General features: G+C 39.6%; 22 protein-coding genes. 10 read left to right on the top strand and 12 right to left on the bottom strand.

Features of this window, described 5'->3' with window-relative positions:
• Positions 1 to 33: 33 nt before the first annotated feature.
• From OQY15_RS09990 to OQY15_RS09980, 3 genes are all read right to left on the bottom strand, one after another.
• Entirely contained in the window at positions 34 to 951 is a 918-nt protein-coding gene (locus OQY15_RS09990) for a helix-turn-helix transcriptional regulator (RefSeq protein ID WP_265790915.1), read from the bottom strand.
• Complete coding sequence (locus OQY15_RS09985) at positions 948 to 1,763, bottom strand: SDR family oxidoreductase (protein WP_265790913.1); 816 nt, start codon at positions 1,761 to 1,763, stop codon at positions 948 to 950. Before OQY15_RS09985 ends, OQY15_RS09990 begins: the two co-directional genes overlap by 4 nt.
• A gap of 170 nt (positions 1,764 to 1,933) precedes the next feature.
• Entirely contained in the window at positions 1,934 to 2,374 is a 441-nt protein-coding gene (locus OQY15_RS09980; protein ID WP_265790911.1) for a hypothetical protein, read from the bottom strand.
• Positions 2,375 to 2,518: 144 nt separating this feature from the next.
• Here OQY15_RS09980 and OQY15_RS09975 point away from each other — a divergent pair, with 144 nt between their 5' ends.
• The 3 genes from OQY15_RS09975 (at position 2,519) to OQY15_RS09965 (ending at position 6,640) form a co-directional block, all read left to right on the top strand.
• On the top strand, positions 2,519 to 4,054 hold the full coding sequence (locus OQY15_RS09975; protein ID WP_265790909.1) for a glycosyltransferase family 39 protein: 1,536 nt from the start codon (positions 2,519 to 2,521) through the stop codon (positions 4,052 to 4,054).
• A 381-nt stretch (positions 4,055 to 4,435) separates the two neighbouring features.
• Entirely contained in the window at positions 4,436 to 5,086 is a 651-nt protein-coding gene (locus tag OQY15_RS09970) for a DUF6266 family protein (protein ID WP_265790907.1), read from the top strand.
• Positions 5,087 to 6,430: 1,344 nt separating this feature from the next.
• Positions 6,431 to 6,640 (top strand): hypothetical protein, encoded by a 210-nt coding sequence (locus OQY15_RS09965; RefSeq protein ID WP_265790905.1) that lies wholly within the window; start codon positions 6,431 to 6,433, stop codon positions 6,638 to 6,640.
• A gap of 66 nt (positions 6,641 to 6,706) precedes the next feature.
• Here the strand turns inward: OQY15_RS09965 and OQY15_RS09960 are convergent, their stop codons facing one another.
• Positions 6,707 to 7,420: a hypothetical protein gene (locus tag OQY15_RS09960; protein ID WP_265790903.1), complete on the bottom strand. Its 714-nt coding sequence runs from the start codon at positions 7,418 to 7,420 to the stop codon at positions 6,707 to 6,709.
• Between the two features lie 56 nt (positions 7,421 to 7,476).
• Here OQY15_RS09960 and OQY15_RS09955 point away from each other — a divergent pair, with 56 nt between their 5' ends.
• Positions 7,477 to 7,725 (top strand): hypothetical protein, encoded by a 249-nt coding sequence (locus OQY15_RS09955; RefSeq protein WP_265790901.1) that lies wholly within the window; start codon positions 7,477 to 7,479, stop codon positions 7,723 to 7,725.
• 140 nt (positions 7,726 to 7,865) lie between these two features.
• Here the strand turns inward: OQY15_RS09955 and OQY15_RS09950 are convergent, their stop codons facing one another.
• Entirely contained in the window at positions 7,866 to 8,654 is a 789-nt protein-coding gene (locus OQY15_RS09950) for a hypothetical protein (protein WP_265790899.1), read from the bottom strand.
• 465 nt (positions 8,655 to 9,119) lie between these two features.
• Between OQY15_RS09950 and OQY15_RS09945 the strand changes: the two genes are divergently transcribed.
• The 3 genes from OQY15_RS09945 to OQY15_RS09935 all read left to right on the top strand — a co-directional run bounded on the left by OQY15_RS09945 (position 9,120) and on the right by OQY15_RS09935 (position 12,400).
• The gene (locus OQY15_RS09945; RefSeq protein WP_124910977.1) at positions 9,120 to 10,316 is read left to right on the top strand and encodes a sulfite oxidase; all 1,197 of its coding nucleotides are present in this window, start codon (positions 9,120 to 9,122) and stop codon (positions 10,314 to 10,316) included.
• A 92-nt stretch (positions 10,317 to 10,408) separates the two neighbouring features.
• The gene (locus OQY15_RS09940) at positions 10,409 to 11,005 is read left to right on the top strand and encodes a DUF305 domain-containing protein (protein WP_082489588.1); all 597 of its coding nucleotides are present in this window, start codon (positions 10,409 to 10,411) and stop codon (positions 11,003 to 11,005) included.
• 3 nt (positions 11,006 to 11,008) lie between these two features.
• Positions 11,009 to 12,400, top strand: a complete 1,392-nt coding sequence (locus OQY15_RS09935) for a beta-propeller fold lactonase family protein (protein ID WP_056095402.1) — start codon at positions 11,009 to 11,011, stop codon at positions 12,398 to 12,400.
• A gap of 6 nt (positions 12,401 to 12,406) precedes the next feature.
• Here OQY15_RS09935 and OQY15_RS09930 read toward each other — a convergent pair whose 3' ends face one another.
• From OQY15_RS09930 to OQY15_RS09910, 5 genes are all read right to left on the bottom strand, one after another.
• A complete protein-coding gene (locus tag OQY15_RS09930) occupies positions 12,407 to 13,393 on the bottom strand; it encodes a putative sulfate exporter family transporter (protein WP_008245480.1) in 987 nt (328 codons plus the stop codon).
• A gap of 117 nt (positions 13,394 to 13,510) precedes the next feature.
• Positions 13,511 to 14,260, bottom strand: a complete 750-nt coding sequence (locus tag OQY15_RS09925; protein ID WP_008245473.1) for a substrate-binding domain-containing protein — start codon at positions 14,258 to 14,260, stop codon at positions 13,511 to 13,513.
• A gap of 11 nt (positions 14,261 to 14,271) precedes the next feature.
• Positions 14,272 to 15,192: a substrate-binding domain-containing protein gene (locus tag OQY15_RS09920; protein WP_056870676.1), complete on the bottom strand. Its 921-nt coding sequence runs from the start codon at positions 15,190 to 15,192 to the stop codon at positions 14,272 to 14,274.
• Between the two features lie 19 nt (positions 15,193 to 15,211).
• Complete coding sequence (locus OQY15_RS09915; protein WP_008245470.1) at positions 15,212 to 15,667, bottom strand: DsrE family protein; 456 nt, start codon at positions 15,665 to 15,667, stop codon at positions 15,212 to 15,214.
• Between the two features lie 19 nt (positions 15,668 to 15,686).
• The gene (locus OQY15_RS09910) at positions 15,687 to 16,775 is read right to left on the bottom strand and encodes a c-type cytochrome (RefSeq protein ID WP_124910976.1); all 1,089 of its coding nucleotides are present in this window, start codon (positions 16,773 to 16,775) and stop codon (positions 15,687 to 15,689) included.
• 99 nt (positions 16,776 to 16,874) lie between these two features.
• On the opposite strand from OQY15_RS09910, the gene OQY15_RS09905 reads away from it, so the two are divergent.
• The 3 genes from OQY15_RS09905 to OQY15_RS09895 are packed head-to-tail and all read left to right on the top strand — an operon-like array spanning position 16,875 to position 18,747.
• A complete protein-coding gene (locus OQY15_RS09905) occupies positions 16,875 to 17,819 on the top strand; it encodes a LysR family transcriptional regulator (RefSeq protein ID WP_265790877.1) in 945 nt (314 codons plus the stop codon).
• A complete protein-coding gene (locus tag OQY15_RS09900) occupies positions 17,812 to 18,318 on the top strand; it encodes a hypothetical protein (RefSeq protein ID WP_056849797.1) in 507 nt (168 codons plus the stop codon). The genes OQY15_RS09905 and OQY15_RS09900 overlap by 8 nt, the downstream gene beginning before the upstream one ends.
• A gap of 39 nt (positions 18,319 to 18,357) precedes the next feature.
• Positions 18,358 to 18,747, top strand: coding sequence for a DUF202 domain-containing protein (locus tag OQY15_RS09895; RefSeq protein WP_056849798.1), 390 nt, complete (start codon positions 18,358 to 18,360; stop codon positions 18,745 to 18,747).
• Positions 18,748 to 18,907: 160 nt separating this feature from the next.
• On the opposite strand, the gene OQY15_RS09890 is transcribed toward OQY15_RS09895, so the two are convergent.
• A complete protein-coding gene (locus OQY15_RS09890; RefSeq protein ID WP_124910975.1) occupies positions 18,908 to 20,200 on the bottom strand; it encodes a voltage-gated chloride channel family protein in 1,293 nt (430 codons plus the stop codon).
• Positions 20,201 to 20,218: 18 nt separating this feature from the next.
• Positions 20,219 to 21,499, bottom strand: coding sequence for a phosphopyruvate hydratase (gene eno, locus OQY15_RS09885; RefSeq protein ID WP_265790867.1), 1,281 nt, complete (start codon positions 21,497 to 21,499; stop codon positions 20,219 to 20,221).
• Between the last annotated feature and the right edge of the window lie 12 nt (positions 21,500 to 21,511).

The raw sequence follows: 21,511 nt of genomic DNA, 5'->3' as shown, positions 1-21,511 counted from the left end.
GAGGATAGTTGTGTATTCTGTTTATAAACTGCTTTAGTTAAATGATTTCCTGAAATCTGCCGGTGATAGTTTTGTCTTTTTGTTAAAGATCCGGTTAAAGGACTGAGGATGTTCAAATCCCAACTTGTATGCAATTTCGCCGATTGATAAGCTGCTGACTGACAAGAGTTCCTTGGCTTTTTCAATCATTTTTTCATGGATATGCTGTTGAGTATTTTGCCCGGTAACAGCCCTTAACATATCACTTAAATAATGGGCTGAGACATTCAATTGACTGGCGAGCTGTGCAACCGTTGGTAAACCGGTTACAGATGGCTGGTCAGTTTCGAAGTATTCGGACAGTATGGATTCAAAACGAACCAGCAGATCATTACTTCCTGTTTTACGGGTAATAAATTGCCGGGTATAAAAACGTTTGCTGTAACTGAGCAAGAGCTCGATTTGTGAAAGCAACACATCCTGACTGATCTGATCAATGGCTGACTCCAGTTCAGCTTCTATCTGATCAAATATTGATATGATCACTTTTTTCTCCTTCTCTGAAAGATAAAGGGCTTCAGCTACTGAATATTCAAAGAATCCATAAGTCCTGATCTTTGTCCCCAAAGCATGTCCCAGAATAAAATCCGGGTGTACAAGCAAGGTATACCCTCCATAATCTGCTTCATCCTCCAGTGCGGTAATCACCTGGTTTGGAGAAAAAAAAGATAATCCACCTTCATCAAAATCATAATGGCTTTGTCCATATTTTATCTTTCCTGTAAAGCTCTTTTTATAAGAAATTTTATAAAAATTGAAGACCATACCCTTTTCCAAATCAGAAGTATCAGTCTTGACATCACTATAGTCTACAAGGCTAATCAGCGGATGAAGCGGTTTTGGTAATCCCAGTGCCTTATGTAATTCTGATATCGAATTAAAGATGATGGGTTGTTTTGATCCTGTTTTCATTTGAATGGGCTTTTCAGGTTTAGGTAAGCTGTCAGGTCCTTACGATATGCTTCGGGTCCCTGGGCAAGTCGTTTGGCATATAAACGTACCGCATCATTCCCTGCTGGATAAGTCAATTGGTCTTCATCATCCGTCGCAGCCCGGTAGACGACTTCTGCAATGAGCTCAGGTTCCGTGAACTCCATTAGTGTACCATCCTGAAATCCTTCCATCATTTTCGCCATTGTCGCCTCGTATGCTTTATCTTCAGCTACTTGCATAGCTTTTGTAAAATCTGTTTTAATACCTCCCGGAGCTACATTTTTTATTCCTATTCCGAACTGAGCAAGGTCATATGACATGCTCTCCGCAAGTCCTTGCAGGGCCCATTTTGAAGCGTTATAAATCGCTGATTGGGGGTTTGATGTTAAACCGCACAATGAGGTTGTATTGATAAACAGCCCTGCTTGTTTATTTCTAAAGTAAGGAATAAATTCCTGGATCACCCAAACTGTTCCAAAAAAGTTGGTTTCAAACTGTGCCCTGATCTGTTCTTTGCTACTCGATTCCACTGCGCCAATCAGCCCGTAACCTGCATTGTTGAACACGACATCAATGTTTCCCAGGCTGATTGCTTTCTCTACCGTCTGCCTGATTTGTTCAACATTTGTGATATCAAGAGGTAGTAAGGTTACATTTTGCAGCTGGCTTAATTCTCTATCCTGCTCCGGGTTACGCATCGTTGCGATAACTTTCCATCCCTTAGCCAGAAACAATTTTGCTGTTGATTTTCCCAATCCGGTTGATGCTCCGTTAATAAAAATAGTTTTCATAATTTCGGTTGTTATTTGTAGGACAAAGTTGCTGAATAACAGCTTTACCCAAATAACCGAAACGGATCAGGTTGTAACCGAATTGAAGATACGTAGTGATTCTTTGCTGATCATGACAAAGGAAAAGGCGAATTAAGTATAGAATGATGATTATTAATTCTTCGAAATCTTCAGCTTAGATTACTATGAATACTTTTTTTTACAACTTTTGTTTTATCCATACGCTGTCCTTTCTGCAAAGACTGGGAAATAATAAAAGTTACCGCAGCAGCTCTTTCTTTTACAGGTTTACTCAACCAGTATTCCATGTCGTGCTGCTCGTCTTTAGCATCTTTCATCATTACCCTCCTCAACACAGGAACTATTTGCCTTATCTCAGTTTTGGCAATGGTCTTAGGTTTTGAGATTACATCTTTCCTTTCGATTCTAATCTCCTGGTTATCGTAAGCCATTTTAGCTTTGCTCAGATAATTACTGATAGTGTTATAATTATACTGCGGATAACTCTGGCAAAAGTTCTTCAAGTTCAAAAATATTTCAAACGGTTGTTCCTGTTTTTTTTTCCAAAAAACAACAATTACTCTTTTAGTTTGACATTTGCGAGATTTCATCTGAACAAATATCAGAATCATATTGCTCAAATGAAATAAAAAGAGGCAATGTAAATCTTAGATATTAGGTTATACCTCCTGGTAATGGCTAAATAATTTTATTTACACGAAAATCGAATTATATTTGGTTTAATCCCCTGCGGCATGACACAAACGAATAAACACATCAAGCTGATCATTATTATTTTTTGTACTATCAAATTGGTGCTTCATTTGGTTGCAGATGCTCATTCAGGTTTCCAGGGAGATGAATTGTTACATATTGAAACGGGTAATCACTTGGCTTTCGGCTATATGGAGTTTCCGCCGATGATCGGGCTCTTCGCTTTTCTTCAGAACCTGTTTAATTCTCAATCGGTATTTGTACATCATATCTTTCCACATTTGGCGATGTTGCTCATCATTGTTTACCTGGGAAAGATCATAGTAGAGCTTGGGGGCGGGGCTATTGCAGTATTTCTAACACTTTTTTGTCTGTTGATAGCTCCAGGATTTGAAGGTTCCCAGCAACCCTTTCAACCTGTTGTTTTTAGTCAGTTATTTTGGGTTCTCTGCTTTTATCAGCTGCTAAGATTTATCAAATATGAAGACAGGAAGTATTTGTGGTATCTAACAATCTTCAGTGCAATATTCTTTCTGACCAAATATGATGCATTGTTTTTTTGCTTTGGCCTGATATTGTTGTTGTTCTTTAGCAGAACCAGAGCCGCTTTAGTAAAGGCGAAATACTGGCAATGTGCGATGGTGGGGTTGATCATTTTGCTACCCAATATCATTTGGCAATTTGTAAATGATTTCCCTGTATTACAGATGTTTCACCGGCTGTATGAAACTCAACTGGATAAGGTAAGACCCTTACAGCTGCTGCATGACTTATTTTTAGCAGTAAATCCTATTGTATTTATACTGATCATCCCTTCTCTGTTTTTTATGTTTGCTCAGAAAAAAAACAAACTTTTATACAAACCCCTTGCCTTGTCAATCCTATTGTCGGCAGCCTTTCTCGCTTATTCAAAGGGAAAAGACTACTATTTCTTTCCAATCATTCTTACCGTACTGCCTTTCTGTGGTATATTTTGGGAAGGAGTCCTTCAGCCGAAAAGAAAATGGTTACTCTACCCATTGAGCTTAATTTTGCTGGCAGGAGCTGTACTGATCCCCTTTGGAATGCCTGTATATTCGTTTTCTCATTACCTGACCTCTGTCTATAAATACTATCCCGAAGAACTAAAGAACGGCAAGCGGGTTTTTCCTATCCAGGAATATTATGCTACGGAAAAATGGGAAGTAACGATGCAGGAGTTGCGATCGGTTTATAACAGCTTACCGGAAAAGGAAAAAAAAGATTGCCTGATCTGGGGGAAGCATTATTCTCAAGTGGGTGCAGTTAAATTGTTCAAAACGCAATACGGACTTCCGGATGCGTTTTCTTATCACGGTAGCTTTTACAGCTGGGCGCCATTGGGGCAGATGCCTGAAACAGTTATCGCTATTTGTTATAATGATGCAGGAAATGATTTCTTTAACCCCTATTTTTCTGACGTTACTCCGGCAAGAAAGATCTATAGCAAGTATGCAAGCAGTGAAGGCTGGGTGGTACAGACAATTTATGTATGTAAAAAACCGAGGCAGGATTTCAATATGATGAAGGAGCTGTTTAAGAAAAGGATATTTGAGTAATACTGTTTTCGTTAAGGGATACTGGTATTCAGATATTTGCTGTATATAATAGCTCTGAGAATCCTTTGGGAAGCGTTAGGGATGGCTTCGAGGCAATGCCGGATTAACAGGGGGCCAATAGCGGACCGGAGGCGGTCGTCAGGCGGTGATCAGGCGGTGCTCAAGCGGGGCTTGTATACCCCCCGCCCCCCTATGGACCGCTATTGATCCGTTATTGATCCCTTGTTGTTGAGCTGTTGCCTCGAAGGCATCCATAACAGATCCTAACTCATTCTTAACTTATCTGGCGACAAATTGGTATTATCGCGACAATGCTTTGTTTTTCAGTTGATTATAAAAATTTGTTATTTACTTTTGGGTTCACTCTTAACTCAAAATATAATGGCTATACAAAAAAATGGTTTTTTAGGACCCTTTACCGGGAAGCTCGGAAAGGTGATTGGTTATGTAGATCAATTTGGCCAGCAGCGGCTACGTACTATTGGCGAACGCAACTACGATAACCCAAGTATTGGTATGCAACAAACCTGGCGTAAAACAGCGCTGGTGACAGAATTGCTTAAGCCTGTGATGGATTTCATCAGACTCAGCTTTGCAGCAGAAGCCAAAGCAAAAAAGATAAGCGCGTATAATGTGGCATATGCTGAAAACAGAAAAGCAGTAACGGGAGTTTTTCCGGATTTGCAAATGGATTACAGCAAGGTAGTTTTGTCTAAAGGAGATCTGCTGCCTGCACAGAACCCAGAGGTTATTGCCATGAATGAAGGACTGATGTTCGCCTGGGATTATCAGTATGATGGTAAATTTTCTAAACCTACAGATCTGGCCATGCTGATGGCCTATTATCCGGCCGAAGGCCTGGCATTTTATCTCAAAGCGGCAGCTTCACGCAAACAGGGATATGCTGTCATGGATATGCCCTTCAGCCCCAATGGCCAGATGCTGGAAACGTATATTGTTTTCATTTCAGACGACCACAAGAGGATTTCCAATAGTGCTTATCTGGGGCAGATTGTCTTTGACAAGCCCTAAATTTCAATACCATTTGGTTAACATTAAATCAGATATCAGGATTATTTGGCAAAAATAAGTCGACTATCTCACGGCATCTAAACAACATTTATAAAGAAGAAGAACTCATCAGGGAAGCAATTGTTGCAAAAAATGCAACAGTTCAAATAGAAGCAAATAGGCATGTAGAAAGAAATATTGAATATTATAATTTAGATGTGATCATCTCTATCGGAGATAGGGCTAATTCAAAACAAGGGACAGCATGTAGAATTTGGGCCAATAAGATTTTAAAAGATCATCTGCTGATGAGTTATTCCATTAATGAAAAGCGCTAAAAGGAGCAGAATGAACAATTAAAACCAAAAAAGCCTTAGATTTCTCTAAGGCTTTTAGGCGTACACCTTAGCAACCTAGAATCACACCAGTTTCTGAATGGTTTGGCGGAATTAGCAAATATTCCAGACTTTCTTTCCGACAATATTCTAGGTAGGGATTTTAAGGGAAAGTACCGACGACGATTCACGGAGAAAGAGACAAAAGACAAGTCATTGCCCCAAATTTGGAAGGAAGCGGGGATAAATTTTTATACAGTACCAAGAAGCTAGAACATAATGCAAAATCTCTAGTAGTGATGAGTAATGCACTTATTTTATTTGTATCATCACTACTGTATATATTTCTAAATTGCCAGACTCATTTGGAAGAAAAGTATATTCAAAGAAATATAAAAAGATGTGATTTTTGATAGGATAACTAAATTAAGCTGGCTGATTCATTATTAGTTTCCGATTCGCCAGTGTCCATGATAAAACGCCGGAAATCTCCTCTTCATAATTTAAGATCTCAATATATCTTGCAACTCTTGTCTTTGTTGTGTGATTATGACGATCATAAACTATCGTTTGCTTATCGAATTTTTTGGTAACAAAATAATAATTGGCTTTCCCGATTGCTAGCCACTCAATTAGTTGCTAGAATATTATGTAAAAGTTGATCTATAAAAACGTTAACTAACCTGTGAGGTGTGGCAGATCAATGGCAAGCACGCGCAGCAGATCGATGAGATATTCCTGGAAGATCCTCGAAACAAAGTAAAGGATGTGTGTGATGAATTTAAGACGCGATATCCCTGGGGAAAAGTATCTGGATTGTTTCTGTATGGTGATCGTAAGTCAGTGAAGGAGGACACGAGGCTGGAGAAAGGAGAGAACTTCTTCAGTGAGATTGAAAAGCATTTAAAAGCGTACGGCCACAGTTACGTTTGCAGAGCCGAAACCCATCGGTGGCCCAGTTTGGAAACCTCATTAACGAGATCTATGATGGAACCGGCAACTCTGGTATAACCATCAGCATAAGTGATCGATGCAAAAATCCATATTTGATTATCAGTACACTATTGAAGATTCTGATAGTACCATCAAAAAGACTAAGAAGAGAAACAAGGTTACTGGGGTTACAGATGAGGAATTTGGGCATGTTTCTGACGCAAAGCTATACATTATCACCACTCCATTTGGTAATGAGTATACGATGTTCCTGAATCAGAAGAAAGAACTTGGTGTAAGGCTTTGAGTGAAATATGATCTCATCTATTTGATACTGAACTACTAAATTAACAAATAAAATTCCAATCTGTCATTACGATCCTATAAGTGTTGGTTCACGTTCAGTTTGGATTTCTGTTTCCACCTGTTCTTTAATAAGAACCAAAGTTTTTTGAGAATACCTGTTATTTACTGGATCAATGAAATATATATCAATAGCTATTTGTACTCCGTTAGAAAGATATACATCTTTCGGGCATGTAATAAGATATTGATGGTGAAAAATGGAGTTAACATGAATATGGTGTTTATAGAATTGTTTAGGAGAATTGTCTGTCAAATTAGAGTTTGATGACGTTAATACAATGGACACATACTGTATATGGCAATCTTCCAAAGTATAATTTATCAGCATTTCGCACAAGCATTGATCATCTTCATACTTATGTGAAAGTGACTCAATTTTAACGGTGAATCTTGGCATAGAGTCACGTCTATATTTTTCATTCTCAATTAGTGTTATTTTAGCTTGAAGTCTTTGGACTTCAAGCTGTGATTTTAGCGTTTCAACAAGGTAGTAAAGTGTATAACAAGTTACCATGACCATCGCCCATTCAGACATATTACCCCAAACATCTGATACGAAGGGGAACGTCTTTAGATCTGAATCTGTTATCAGAGAAGTGGTAACTACAATTATGATCAACCCAATAGCAATTACCTGAGGAATTCTTTCCTTGATCCTGCTATATATCCAGGTTATTAGCCAATACTTATCATTAATAGGAGAGCGAGGTTTACTAAACATAACAAGTAAGTATAGTAAAAAAATCGAACAAAACCGTTCCGTTATTTTTGTTTACATTGGAGCTAATCGAATTACAGGCACTTCTTGCCACACCTAAAGAACTTATTGAAGCGGTAAAGGAATTAGAACCTGTAATTCCAGATTACGTCTGTAATATTGAGCCTGAGGATCACAGAGCGATCAAGCATGAACAGTATCGCCCGTGGCGGGATGTTGAGGTTGCGACTGGCGTTCTGGATGCTGGCGGCAACATGACTTATCGAACTGAAAAGAAGGATGTTATTCGTATTCCTTCTTTTACCTAAAAAGCAGATACGGGACTGGGCTGGTCGGATGAACCTGAGCGGGGTAGTGATATTGATTCAACTATACATGAGGGAGTTGCAACTGACGAAACCATGTATGCGCCGCCATAGCTAACTATCGAAAAAGATGATAAGCCATTTTAATTTAACTTCATGGAAGTGCCCTCCAAGATGTGTTTAGCGATATCGGGTCTTAGTTTTTGTACAATTTGATCAAAAATTTCCTGCACCCCATTAGCAACCCAATATTCTGAATCTTCAGGTGGGGTCATATCACATTCCAAATGATCCATGTAATCTGAAGAAACCATATAATGTTCAGCGATAGAGAATATGTAAGCCAAATGCATCAAAATTAAGTGTTTTAAGTCATGTTGGATTGTATCTAAATACTTGCCTCGGTTCTCATTATAAACCTTACTATCATTAAGCATGACATTTCGGTAGAAATTGTAATGTGTATTATTATTGCAGCGATCTCTTATTCTTTCATATCGATCATCTTTATTAATTAAATTGTACAATGCCTTAGTATCTTTGTGATCCTTAATATAGTTGGTCATAGCTCGAAAATTTGGTAATTGTTCCGAACCTTCCATCCAACCTTGTATTTTCGTAACGATAAAATTATCTAAACTATGGTTATCCGAAAGATATAATGTGGTGTAAACATTCATTATAATCGCATCTTGATACTTTCTTATTAATGCGTATGCATCATTAATTTGACCATCCTGAAGCACCAGCTTAATTGACTGCAATGTCCCTTGGATCGATGAGTACACATATGTATCGATATTTATGACTGATTTGGTACCGCTAGTCATAAATGACATTATCGAAAATGACCACCAATCATAATAAGTGATAAGTTCATCTAGTAATTTGAATACTGTGTGGCCTTGATATCCAGCAGATTTTACATCCATAAATTATTTGTTATAATAAGCCCACTTTAGATTTCAAAAGTTGCATACCGTTAATTCAATACTTAGCACTTCTAAATTTAATTATTATCACATGACTTCTTAAGAAGATTTGGGAATTTATCTTCATAGTAATAATTTCCCTCGCCTAGATATCTAGCTTTTTAACACAGTCTTTTACAGCCGGGATCAAGGTCTCAACCGAGTTTGCCCGTGTAAAGGGAATTGGTTCGTTTTTTGAGACAAATTTAAAAGCGAATGTGAACGCCTATCAAAAATTCACCATTTTTTGATAGAAATTGAGATGAGTATTTGATAAACAGTTATAGAATTATTATGTCTTTTCTAGCAGGCCAGCGATGAAGTAAAGTCTACAGATGTTTCCTTTCAACCATTAAGAAAATGGAAGAATATAAGTTATCCTATGAGAGATTTTTAGCTATATTGTAATCACTTACATTTATTGAAATGAAAAACGACAAAACATCACAAAACTACACGTTAAACAGACGTAATTTTGTTACTGGAATTATCCCGGTGATAGCTGGTGCGACAATACCATCCTGGGCTTCCGCGAAGGAGATTCAACAAACCAGTCAAGACAGTGAATTTCCAGGACTTATTACGCGAGAGAAAAAGCCATTAAATATGGAGTTTCCATTTCCTACGTTAAAAAACAGGATTACTCCAAATAACCAGTTCTTCATCAGGAGTCATTTTAACATCCCCAATATTGATGCTACAAATTGGGAATTAGAGATTGGCGGCAACACCAATCATGTCATAAAGATCAATCTGAGCGAACTTAAAAAGCTTCCTGCAAAAAAGGTAATGGCTACTATAGAATGTGCCGGAAACGGACGTGCTAACCTCGCCCCAAAAGTGAAGGGTTTAGGATGGGAACAAGGTGGGATCAGCAATGCTGAATGGACAGGAGTACCTTTATCCGTATTGTTAAAGAAGGCTGGCATAAAGGTGGGTACGGTAGACATTATTTTGGAAGGGAATGATGAGGGGATGATTACAGAAGAGCCGAAATCACCAGGAAAAATCAAATTCGCCCGAAGCATTCCGTTAAATATAGCAATGCAGGATCACATCATCATCGCCTATGAAATGAATGGAAAACCATTGAGTGCTGAACATGGTTTCCCGGCAAGGGCAATTATTCCAGGATGGTATGGTATGGCATCTGTGAAATGGCTGATGAAAATTACTGCATCTGAAAAGCCGTTTGATGGCTATTGGCAGACGATTGAATATGCTTACTGGAAGCGTGTTGAAGGACTACCTACCTTGACGCCCGTAACCACTACATTGGTTAAGTCTGAAATATCAAGGCCGGTATTGTTTGAAGCGGTGCCGGCTGGAAAACCTTATCAAGTAAGGGGTGCAGGATGGTCAGGTGATAGTAACCTATCGAAAGTAGAAATAAGCACGGATAAAGGAAATTCATGGCAACCAGCAAAATTAATTGGTCCTGCTATCCCTTTCGCCTGGCAGCTATTTGAATTTGAATGGGTGGTTCCTGCTAAGACTGGAAGATATAGTTTAATGGCTAGAGCGACAGATCAAAATGGCAAAACGCAACCCATGGAGCATGATTTAGACAGAAGAACTTACATGGTTAATTTTATCTCGCCAATTGATGTAGATGTAATATAGCTCAATAAGAACAAATTTCAGGATCTTGCGGTTATCGCATAAGGCTTGTTTGGCATAAACAGTTTATCACAATTAATATTCTACATCAAACCATGATCAGATTCACGTCTATACTTCTACTATTTGCTAGTTTCTCTGCACGAGCACAACATGAACACATGCAAATGGCAACTAAAAAAAATGTCTTCCTTGGGCAAATGGCTCATATGATGATGAAGATGGATGAAATATCAGCTACCACATCTGCAGACAGAGATTTCATACAAATGATGATCCCACATCACCAGGGTGCTATTGATATGGCAGAAGAAGAGATTAAGACCGGAAAAAATAAAGAAATGATTCAGCTAGCTAAAAGTATCAAAGCTGAGCAACAAACCCAGATTCAGCAAATGCGACTCCTGCTCAGCCATCCTGAAGGATTTATCGCTACAGGCAACCAACATCAAAACGCCAACCAGAAGATGATGAAAGTGATGATGGAACAAATGCCTGAAGAAAAACAATTGTCTGATACTGATCTGTCCTTTGCAAGGATAATGCTTCCTCACCATCAGGCTGCCATCGACATGGCTAAAGTTGAGTTGCGGTATGGAAAAAATAAAAATGTAAAAAGACTGGCCGAGAATATTATCTCAGATGAACAGATAGAAATCCAACAAATGAAGACATTTACAAACTCCCATTAACATATGAAAAAGATATCCTTGTTTACGCTATTAATATTCAGTTTTGCCCTACAATCAAAAGCACAATCAATCTATGCCCAAGACAGGGTTTATACAGGCAATCAGATATCTAATACGGTTTCTGTCTTAGATCCCTCAACACAAACGCTATTAGGAAATATTGTTCTTGGTAAACCCCAACCTGATATCTTAAGTCCTCTATATAAGGGACAGGCCCTGGTTCATGGCCTGGGTTATTCCCCTAAAAGGCAATTACTAGCAGCGGTTTCCATTGGATCAAATTCAGTAACCTTTATTTCAACAGCAAAAAATAAAGTATTAAAAACTGTTTATATCGGACGTTCACCGCATGAGGCAACCTTTAACCCTTCAGGATCACAGGCATGGATATCGGTAAGAGGAGAATCGTATATCAGCGTAATTGATGCAAATAAACTGATTGAAATCAAGCAAATCCCAGTAGCCGACGGCCCGGGAATGGTTGCTTTTACTCCAGATGGAAAATGGGCTTATATTTGTTCCAGCTTTACTGCAGAAGTGGATGTAGTGAATGCAACTTCTTATGCTATTGTAAAGCGTATTCCAGTAGTTAGTCCATTTTCTCCAAATATATTCTGTAGTCCTGATGGGAAATGGATTGCATTGACACATAAGGATGTAGGGAAGATCACTGTCATCAGCACGGAGACAAATACGATACATACAGTACTAAATACAGGTCCAATTACCAACCATGTCACTTTTACTTTAGTTAATGATTCACCTGTGATGCTGGCAACCATTGGCGGAGAAAACAGCTTAAAAGTATTTAGTGTTTCACAAGATTTCAAGCTTACTGATAGCGTTGCGACAGGATCATTGCCACATGGCGTCTGGACTTCGGCAGATGGTAAATTTGCATATGTCGGATTAGAAAATGATGACCAGGTACAAGTGGTTGATCTGGTAAAAATGGCCGTTGTAAAAACCATTGCTATTGGACAATGTCCGCAAGCATTGTTGTACGCCGCTAATGCCAGCCCTGCAAATGCCTCAAAAGAAAATTTAACCCCGCTTAATCTTGCAGACAAAAGTCAGGTGATTAAATTGATGAATAAGGATAATTCAATGTCATCAGGCATGCTAAACGTAAGAAGCGTAGGCTTGACTGATCTTGTCCAACAGGACTTTAAAAAACTCGAGCCAAATACTTCGTATACTTTAGCGTTAACCAACTCCTCAAATGATACGTTTAACGCAGATTATGTCATCAATTCTTTTAAGACCGATGAAAAAGGAGCTTTTAGCGGTCAATCCTCGGGGATAATTAAGAGTGTAGGAACAGGTGGCGCCGATTATAAACATGTGGTTCTTATTGATGATCTTTCAAAAAAGCTGGTGATGATCAGTAACTAATGTATTTTAAACCAAAGATATAACTGCCCATAATGCAGCACTTGAAATTACTATCCATAAAATTACGCCTTGTAACAGTGGCATTATCCCCACTGCTTTCAAGATAGTAAATGAGAGTCCGCTTCCTATCAGGAACAAGGTTAAAGTTAAGCCTGCTTTTGCTAATGCTACAAAGTAGGGCGCAAAAGGCTTAATAAAAGGTAAGTAGGTGTTGGCGATCATTGCCAGGATAAATAGCCCTATAAAATAGGGTATACTAACTTTGCTATTGTTGCTTTTGAACAGGAAAGATGTACCAAACGCTACGGGAACAATCCATAGTGCTCTGGCTAACTTAACAGTTGTGGCTATCTGTAGTGCTTGTTCACCATATTTACTGGCTGCCCCAACAACAGAACTGGTATCGTGAATAGCAATGGCACACCACATACCAAATTGTGACTGTGACAAGTTAAGCGCATGTCCGATAGCGGGGAAAAGAAATAAGGCCACCGAGTTGAGTATAAAAACAGTACCCATTGCAACGGAGATCTGTTTTTCTTCTGCGTTCATTACAGGCGACAATGCAGCAATAGCACTTCCACCACAGATCGCCGTTCCAGCTGATATCAAAAAAGATGTTTTACGTTCTATTTTAAATACTTTTCCCAGGATAAAACCAATGATAAGCACTCCGAAAATAGAAACTACGGTAAACAGTACGCCTTCTTTTCCTGCTTTCATTGCACTGAATACATTCATTCCAAATCCTAGCCCGACAACAGAAATTTTTAGCAGCAGGTTTGTGGCCTTGTGATTTAAATGCAGATAGGGATGTTCCATTAGTTGCGCCAATACTAATCCTAGCAATAAGGCTAAAGGAGGCGACATAAATGGAAAGAGGCACAGCAAAACTGCCAGGATGAAGATAATTTTACGGGTGTTTAAATTTAAGTTTAGCAGGTTACCCGCCTTTATTTTAGAAGAATTTGAATTGTCTTTGATTTGTGTCATAATTTTGATTGTCTTTATTTTCTAATTCAAAGATCCATAACTAATAAACCCCGATCAAATCATTAAAACTTATCTTCCATAACTTCATGTTATAGAAGATAAGTTTTTAGACATTATTTATTCCCAACCCCATTTTTTGAAAATGAGATGTCCTTTATCGGATTGCATAAACTTGATAAAATCCTCAGTTTCCGACTTATGCGTACCAGTGCTACCCCTCACTACAGGTGTACCTCTATAGACTGTTTGTGTAACAGGAATCCTAACCATTGAGGTGAGGTCTGGTAAACGGTTATGCCAGGAGCCAAATGTTATCCAGGCATCATATTGAGGATCATTTTTCCATGCAGCAATACCCAATGCCGAATTTGCAAATGTACCTGCTATACGCTGCTGTATGTTTGCAATCAGATCTTGTCGACCTGCCAAATCTTCCCAAAGCCCCATTTGCCCAGCCCCATTCACATCAAGAATTTTCACACCTGGTTTACAGAGATCGCCCAGATTTTTGATGTTTTTAGGATTGCCGGGCCGTACCAGGATCGCTGCCGCACGTTTATATAACTCTGTCCGAGAGTTCGCCACTATCATGTTTGGGTGGTCAGACATGAATTTTGAAAGCATGTATTCTGCTCCTCCAAAGAACAGATCTGCATGTTTCATTGCATCCGGCATCCATTCATTATCTGGCCCGGCAGTGACTTTAATTACGATATCATGCTGCTTTCCAAAAACCTTCGCACATTCATTGATCGGTCCGAGCGGCCCACCGGGACCATAGACATATAAAGTATCGTTTGGGATTTGTGCATTCCCAATGGTCACTACAGCAACGACTGACAATATGGTTAAAAATATATTTTTCATTGTGTTTATGTTTAAGGTAAATCAAAACCAAACTTTTTGTAGATGGCAGCAGCCTGCGGACTGATCAAAAAATCCATAAAATCTTTTGCAGCGGCCGGATGTGGCGCATCTTTTAACTGTCCCGCTATATATTGCGCATGGATATTCTCTTTTTCAGGAATTTCAATGAGCTCAACAGGATGGCCAATCATTTTCTGATAGTAGGCCTCAGTATACCATACTGGAGCGGCGTCACTTTCGTTGTATAGGATCCTCATTGGTGATTGGCGATGATGGATCATGGTAAGATAAGTAGTCTTATCTTTAACTTTATCTTCCATGATGGTAGATTTTAATGTTTCCCCTCCAGCTTTCACATAGGCTTCTTCAATACGTTTACCGATCCCTTCATTCTCTGGATTGGGCATACTGATCCTCAGCTCTTTATTTGCTAAATCTTTGAGTGACTTCAATGCCTTCGGATTTCCCTTTTGGACCATGATTGCCAACCTGTTTCTAGCATATAAAGTCGTTTTGCTAAACCATTCAGGGGTCATGTCTATCCGGTTCTTACCAGCTGTATAAACATCCGGCTTTAAGGTAATTCTCATGTTGCCCACCACAATGCTACCGGTTTTTATTTGTTGGGCTAAAATGCCTGGGGGAAGCGTTTCGGCAAATACCCGCTGATAATGTGGATATGACTTTTTAAAGGCTGCAATTAATTCGTCAATGCACATAAACTGGTTACCGGCAAAGAAAACCACAAGTTGGGGATCATTAATGTCTCCAAAAAGATCAGGCACATTGTCTACTCCAGGTACTGTGAACTGAACTTTACTTTCAGGTGGAGTATTCCAGGGCGGATCAAAGCGATGATCCTGGGCCTTAACATTTCCACAAAGCAATAAAAATGCAACTGTGGCTAAAAAGGTGTGATTTATATATTTCATGATTTTCTAATTATTTGGTTTAAGGATGTACAACTGCCCATCCCTGATATTGACGGATGATGATTTCACCATTGCCGCTGGGTACATAACTGATAAAATCAAATAAGGTATTTTTTTCGATTTTCCTTTCTCTGACGGTATTTTCACATTGTGCAAGAATTACTCCTCTGGATTGCAGTTCTAACAATGTTTTTTCAAAAGATCCGTTCTTCTGGTAAACAGCTACGCCATCTCCAAAGGCAATAAGTTCTGCATTGATTTTCCCTTTTAACCTGGGATCGTCGAGTGCATTTTTTAGGTTTCGAAGTGTTCCTGCAATCTTTTTCTCATCACCGTTATTGATTACATACAGTGCCTTATAATTTTTCAGGGTGGCTTTTGCCCCTGTAAAATTAGCAGGTGTAGCTTGGGCAAAAGTGGCCGAGGTTGCTGCGATCAGCAAAAATAATGTACAGATTAAGGTTATTTTTTTCATGATTTTAGATTTTGATGATTTATTTAGTTGTTAGTTTTACTTGTTTTTCGGAGGTTACAATTGGTGCAAATGGACCATACTTATGTTGATTTTCAGAAAATTTGTCGGCATATGGTCCGTATGGCGCATCAAAAGGTTTTTTTAACAAATCAGGGTAATCTTTTCCCTGATCTTTATGTGGTCTTGGCTGTGAGTTCACAAAAGCAGCGAGATCCCAGGCCTCCTCATCACTTAACTGCGCATCTCCATATCTGGCACCATATGGCATATTGTTCTTTACGAACCCCGCAAAGTTACTGAGTCTATACATCCCTGCGCCATCATTGTAGCTGTGTTTGCCCCATAATGGCGGATAAACATAAGTTAGTTTGTCTTCATCGAGTATTCCCTCACCATTTGCACCATGACAACTTTGACATTTACTGGTATATAAAATCGCTCCATGTTTGACATTCGCTGCCCTATCCAGGAATTTTAATTTTTCGGTTCCCGTTCCAAACACTTTCTCCCCTTTTTTTACACCTGTTCCAAGCCATTTCATATAAGCCAGCATTGCCTGTATCTCTTTACTAGATTCGTCTGGTACTTTGCCTGCAAGACTTCGATTGAAGCACTCTGCAATACGTGCCGATGCAGGTTCAACCTTTCCTGATCTGCCACTCATTTTAGGAAAACTGGAAATAAAACCAGCATAATTATTTCCGAACAGTTTGGTTCCACCCTCGAGGTGACAATTCTGACAGTTCATACCATTTGTAATACGGGCTATGGATCCATTTGGCCCAAAATATTTGCTCGTATGTGCTATTAATTCTTTGCCATACCTAATCATCTGGCCGTACTTGGTGTCCGCCGGAATCGTATTTTCATCAGGCGCTTTCCAGGCATCAGCAGGTACAACCTGGCTTTTGACTTTAACAGCAGCTATACCGGTTTCCACATCCTGTTTGGTTTTTGCTGTCAATTCTACATCTGGCTGCCCATTAAAGAATAAAGTGCAGATGAAAATAGTTCCACAAGCAACAAATAGAATCGCAATGATAGCCGTTGTCCTGGCTGTATATATAAGTGCTTGTCTGATTTCTTTTTCTTTTGATTCCTTATTCATAACCAATGTTTTTCTGTTACAAATGTGCATTTATTCTACGCATCAGAAAAAGCATAAAAAGTTATTGATGATAACATAAGGTTATGATGTCAGTACCTGTTGAAACAAATTGTTTGTATCTTAGCTTATCTACTAAAACCGTGTATGATAGATTTCCGTTTGCAAGTATTTTATGCTGTCGCTAAAAGGCTGAATTTTACAAAGGCCTCGGCAGAGTTATTTATCAGTCAGCCTGCTGTAACCAAACACATTAAAGAATTAGAGCAGGAGTTCAAAATGTCATTATTTGAACGCAGTGGAAACAAAAAAATCAGCCTCACCCCAGCCGGCGAATTATTGTTGCATTACGCAGAACAGATTTTTGGAACCTACCGGGAACTGGAATATGATATGAATCTACTTACTAAACAGCATAAAGGAATATTGAGGATTGGTGCCAGCAGTACTGTGGCACAATATATCATTCCACCTGTATTGGCACAGTTTCACAATAAGTTTAAGGATATACAAATCCAACTGGTTACCGGAAATACAGAAGATGTAGAGCAGCGTTTGATTGCTAAGGAAATAGATTTTGGAATCATTGAAGGCATCTCCCGGAACCCACAGATTAAATACGAACAATATCTAAAAGATGAGCTGGTGCTGGTGTGTTCTGGTCACAATTATGCCATGAAAAAGGAAATAATCAAACCGAATGAGTTGAAGGATTATGATTTATTACTTCGTGAACCTGGTTCTGGTACACTAGATGTTATTGCATATGCTTTAAAAGCACACCGGATAAAGGTGGGGGACTTAAATATAGAAATGCAGTTAGGTAGTACCGAAAGCATTAAATCCTATCTGATTCACAGCAAATGCCTGGCTTTTTTATCTATCCACTCCATATTGAAAGAGCTCAAGAACAATGAATGCCGCATCATAGATATCAAGGATATGGTTATCGAAAGGCCGTTTCATTTCATTCAGCTTCATGGTCAGCCGGACGCTCTGGCGGAACTATTTATGCGCTTCGCTAAAAGCTACAACTACAATGTATAGTGTTACCGAAATTTCGAGGAAATATCAGCCAGCTAAAGTGCTGCTGCTCTTTGTTTCTGAAGCTCCTGGAGGTGGCGATAAACATTTTTACCTGGGAAATACTAATCTGTTTCGAACAATTTATCTTGCATTTAGTGAGGTATTTGGCGATTTTAAATCTGTAGAAGATTTTTTGCAGTTCTTTAAGGGCACTGGATGCTTTTTGGAACATCTAACTTGTACACCTATTGATAAATCGTCAGTGAAAATCAGAAAGAACCAAAGGCAGGGTGGAATAGAGCAATTAGCTCATAAAATCAGAACATATCAACCCCGATTAATCATGATCCTAATGAAAAGCATTGAACAAGAGGTTAAAGAATCTATTGACCTATCAGGCTTATCGTTTATCGAAGAAATTGCAGTTACCTGCTATCCTGCCGGCACTGAATCAAACAGGCTTGCTTGCATCCGGGATACCAGGGTTATCATCTCCAAACTGGCATCGATATTGACATAACATGCAAAATATGTTGCTTATATACCGATACAGAACAAGATGAAAATTCAAGAACAAGAAAATACCAAACAGCATGCAGGAGACCATTTGGCTAATGAAAGAACATTTTTGGCCTGGATCAGAACCAGTATTGGTATCATGGGATTTGGTTTCGTGGTAATGAAATTCTCGCTATTTATCAAGCAGATCAGTGCTGCACTGGGGAGTAAAGTACCACTGCACCAAACCGGAGATTCCCGCATTATCGGGATTTTTCTAGTTGCCCTGGGAGCAATTACTATCATTTGTTCTTACTTAAGATATAATTCAACGAAAGAACAATTGAATCAGGGGGTGTATTACCATTCAACACTTTTTGTTAAAGTTTTAACCGCTTTAGTTTTCATAGCTAGTATACTTTTACTGCTCTACCTTATTAAAACAACATAGGCAGTTAAATCATCTGTACTTGATGCTTTAGAAAAGAGAGGAAGGAAAGCGGTCGATATAGCGTTGTTTTTTGATATAAATTGCTGATTGCATTGGTCAAGGATCTTATAAAAATTTCACCTCTTTATGATAATCCACAGGAACAGGATAAGTCAATATTTTATGTTCCCGTAAATATTTTGGGTACCGCAATACGCTGTGAAGAATATATACCTGAATGGCCACTGAAAAAATAGGCTGTAAAACAGGCTACCGCAAAAAACATGGTGTATTCACTACCAAAAAGTTCTATACCCATAATCGTACAGGCAAGGGGTGTATTCGTTGCACCAGCAAAAACAGCAATAAATCCAAGGGCAGCAAACAAACTAACTGGAGCATTTAATAAGGTCGAAAGTGCATTGCCTAATGTTGCGCCAATATAAAACAAAGGCGTTACCTCACCACCTTTAAATCCAGTTCCTAATGTTAAAGTTGTGTAAATGGTCTTCCATAACCAGCTCCAAGTATCTGCTCCACCAGGCTGAAAAGCAGAGGGAATTGTAACGGCTCCTTGGTATTCGCTATCCACGCCCAAACTTAAGTAATCCGGTTTCCCGATGGCGTAAGTCAAGCCTATAATAATCAGACCACCGATAACAGCAATAAGCCACTGGATCTTACATACTTTAGAAAAAAAGGCCTTGATCTCATGCACCATTACAGCAAACAGGTAGCTGGCCAGACCAAACAATGTGGATGCTAGAATAACCTTACTAAGCAGGAGTAGGTTTACCGGCAGGTATTCAGATAGAAAGTAGGCACTTTTCTCTATGAGATCGATGTGATAAGCGGTATGATGGATGCCCCAGGCAGAGACAGTAAGATCACCAAGCACGCTGGCAATTAATGCGGGAAGTAAAGCCTTGTACTCTATTCTTCCAATGGCCAGAACTTCCATTGCAAATATGGCACCGGTGAGCGGTGTTCCGAACACCGCCCCAAACCCGGCTGCAATTCCCGCGGTAAGGAGCATCTTGGTGTCTACCTCATTTAGCTTAAACCAGCGGCTAAACATTCCTGCGATGCTTCCTCCGATTTGTACCGCGGTTCCCTCTCTTCCAGCCGATCCGCCAAACAAATGGGTAATCACTGTAGTTATTAAGATTACTGGCGCCATCTGCCTGGGCACTCCACCACCCGGCCTATGGATTTCATCCATGATCAGGTTATTTCCTTTTTCTGAGGACCTACCAACTGACTGATAAATCAGGTGGATCACAATACCTGCTAAAGGTAGCAGAAAAATGAGACAGGTATGCTGAAAGCGAAAGTGAATGGCCCAGCCTAGCAGCCAAAGGAACAAGGCAACCATACTTCCTATTGCAATGGCAACAGGAAGTATAAGCAGCGTCCATCGAACCGCATATTTAAAAACCGAAAGGTGTTCAAATAAAAATTTATTATGTTTCATTGTAGGTTAGCGGCTGATTTATAATTTTTTATAAAAAGTATTGATTCCTGCAAATGATGCCCTATCACCAAGTTCTTCTTCTATCCGAAGCAACTGGTTAAATTTAGATACCCTTTCAGAGCGGCAGCCACCTCCTGTTTTGATGTGCCCCGCACCGGTAGCGACAACCAGATCCGCAATTGTCGTGTCTTCAGTTTCACCACTGCGGTGAGAAATAAAGCAATTGTAACCGTTTTTTTGGGCTAGTTCTACGGCCTTTAGCGTTTCGGAAACTGTACCGATCTGGTTCAATTTAATCAGTACGCTGTTTGCAATGCCCTGGTCGATTCCCTGCTGGATAATACTCGGGTTGGTGCAGAATATATCATCTCCAACCAATTCCACTTTGTCTCCCAAAAGGCTGGTCAGCTTTTTCCATCCCTCCCAATCGTTTTCGCCCAACCCGTCTTCCAACAGGATAATTGGGTACTCTTTTAACCATCCTTCCCAAAAGCCAATCATTTCATCTGTTGTGATCCGTTCTTTAGAACTTTTATAAAATTCATATTTTCCATTATTCCACATTTCGCTGGTCGCTGGGTCAAGACAAAGGGAAATATCCTTGCCTGGAGCAAAACCGGCAATATGTATCGCTTCCATGATGATTTGGACGGCTTCCTCATTAGAACTCAGATTTGGCGCAAACCCACCTTCGTCACCAACTCCGGTATAATAGCCTTTCGCTTTTAGCAGACTTCTCAGGGAATGAAAAACAGCTTCGCCCATACGGATACTTTCCTTAAACGAGGGGGCGTTATGAGGGGCAATCATAAATTCCTGAAAATCGATGTTGTTATCAGAATGCCTTCCCCCATTAATGACATTCATGCACGGTACGGGCATTACGTAACCTTCCCTTTCCACTAGCTGCCTATACAAGGGAATCCCTTTTGCAACGGCCGAAGCCCGGGCGAAGGCGATTGAGGCCGCAAGCATCGCATTTGCGCCGAGCCTTGATTTATTCTCGGTTCCATCCAGACCAATTATATGATCATCGAAGGCCTGCTGACCCTCAAAGGATAAGCCGGTGACTGATTTGCCGACTTCGACGTTAATCCCTTTTACTGCTTTTTCCACGCCTTTACCATTATAGCGCTCTGGATCACCATCTCTAAGCTCTACGGCTTCTTTTTCACCCGTACTTGCCCCGGATGGAGAAATACCCCTTGCTGTTGTTCCGTTAAGAGTGACTTCTACTTCTACTGTCGGATTGCCCCTGGAATCCAAAATTTCACGGGCATGAATTTTAGTTAATTTCATAGTTTTTTGTTT

Origin of the sequence: Pedobacter sp. MC2016-15, assembly GCF_026239695.1 — a bacterium.
Classification (GTDB): Bacteria; Bacteroidota; Bacteroidia; order Sphingobacteriales; family Sphingobacteriaceae; genus Pedobacter.
Note: the sequence above shows the minus strand (reverse complement) of the source record. Positions and strands in the feature narration are given on the sequence as shown.

Bases quoted from the DNA above. Each gene is read 5' to 3' on its own strand.
- OQY15_RS09940 (WP_082489588.1), top strand. From the start codon at position 10,409: ATGATCAGATTCACGTCTATACTTCTACTATTTGCTAGTTTCTCTGCA.
- OQY15_RS09980 (WP_265790911.1), bottom strand. From the start codon at position 2,374: ATGAAATCTCGCAAATGTCAAACTAAAAGAGTAATTGTTGTTTTTTGG.
- OQY15_RS09900 (WP_056849797.1), top strand. From the start codon at position 17,812: ATGTATAGTGTTACCGAAATTTCGAGGAAATATCAGCCAGCTAAAGTG.
- OQY15_RS09970 (WP_265790907.1), top strand. From the start codon at position 4,436: ATGGCTATACAAAAAAATGGTTTTTTAGGACCCTTTACCGGGAAGCTC.
- OQY15_RS09945 (WP_124910977.1), top strand. From the start codon at position 9,120: ATGAAAAACGACAAAACATCACAAAACTACACGTTAAACAGACGTAAT.
- OQY15_RS09915 (WP_008245470.1), bottom strand. From the start codon at position 15,667: ATGAAAAAAATAACCTTAATCTGTACATTATTTTTGCTGATCGCAGCA.
- OQY15_RS09985 (WP_265790913.1), bottom strand. From the start codon at position 1,763: ATGAAAACTATTTTTATTAACGGAGCATCAACCGGATTGGGAAAATCA.
- OQY15_RS09965 (WP_265790905.1), top strand. From the start codon at position 6,431: ATGCAAAAATCCATATTTGATTATCAGTACACTATTGAAGATTCTGAT.
- OQY15_RS09920 (WP_056870676.1), bottom strand. From the start codon at position 15,192: ATGAAATATATAAATCACACCTTTTTAGCCACAGTTGCATTTTTATTG.
- OQY15_RS09910 (WP_124910976.1), bottom strand. From the start codon at position 16,775: ATGAATAAGGAATCAAAAGAAAAAGAAATCAGACAAGCACTTATATAT.
- OQY15_RS09990 (WP_265790915.1), bottom strand. From the start codon at position 951: ATGAAAACAGGATCAAAACAACCCATCATCTTTAATTCGATATCAGAA.
- OQY15_RS09925 (WP_008245473.1), bottom strand. From the start codon at position 14,260: ATGAAAAATATATTTTTAACCATATTGTCAGTCGTTGCTGTAGTGACC.
- OQY15_RS09950 (WP_265790899.1), bottom strand. From the start codon at position 8,654: ATGGATGTAAAATCTGCTGGATATCAAGGCCACACAGTATTCAAATTA.
- OQY15_RS09935 (WP_056095402.1), top strand. From the start codon at position 11,009: ATGAAAAAGATATCCTTGTTTACGCTATTAATATTCAGTTTTGCCCTA.
- OQY15_RS09975 (WP_265790909.1), top strand. From the start codon at position 2,519: ATGACACAAACGAATAAACACATCAAGCTGATCATTATTATTTTTTGT.
- OQY15_RS09930 (WP_008245480.1), bottom strand. From the start codon at position 13,393: ATGACACAAATCAAAGACAATTCAAATTCTTCTAAAATAAAGGCGGGT.
- OQY15_RS09895 (WP_056849798.1), top strand. From the start codon at position 18,358: ATGAAAATTCAAGAACAAGAAAATACCAAACAGCATGCAGGAGACCAT.
- OQY15_RS09960 (WP_265790903.1), bottom strand. From the start codon at position 7,420: ATGTTTAGTAAACCTCGCTCTCCTATTAATGATAAGTATTGGCTAATA.
- eno (WP_265790867.1), bottom strand. From the start codon at position 21,499: ATGAAATTAACTAAAATTCATGCCCGTGAAATTTTGGATTCCAGGGGC.
- OQY15_RS09890 (WP_124910975.1), bottom strand. From the start codon at position 20,200: ATGAAACATAATAAATTTTTATTTGAACACCTTTCGGTTTTTAAATAT.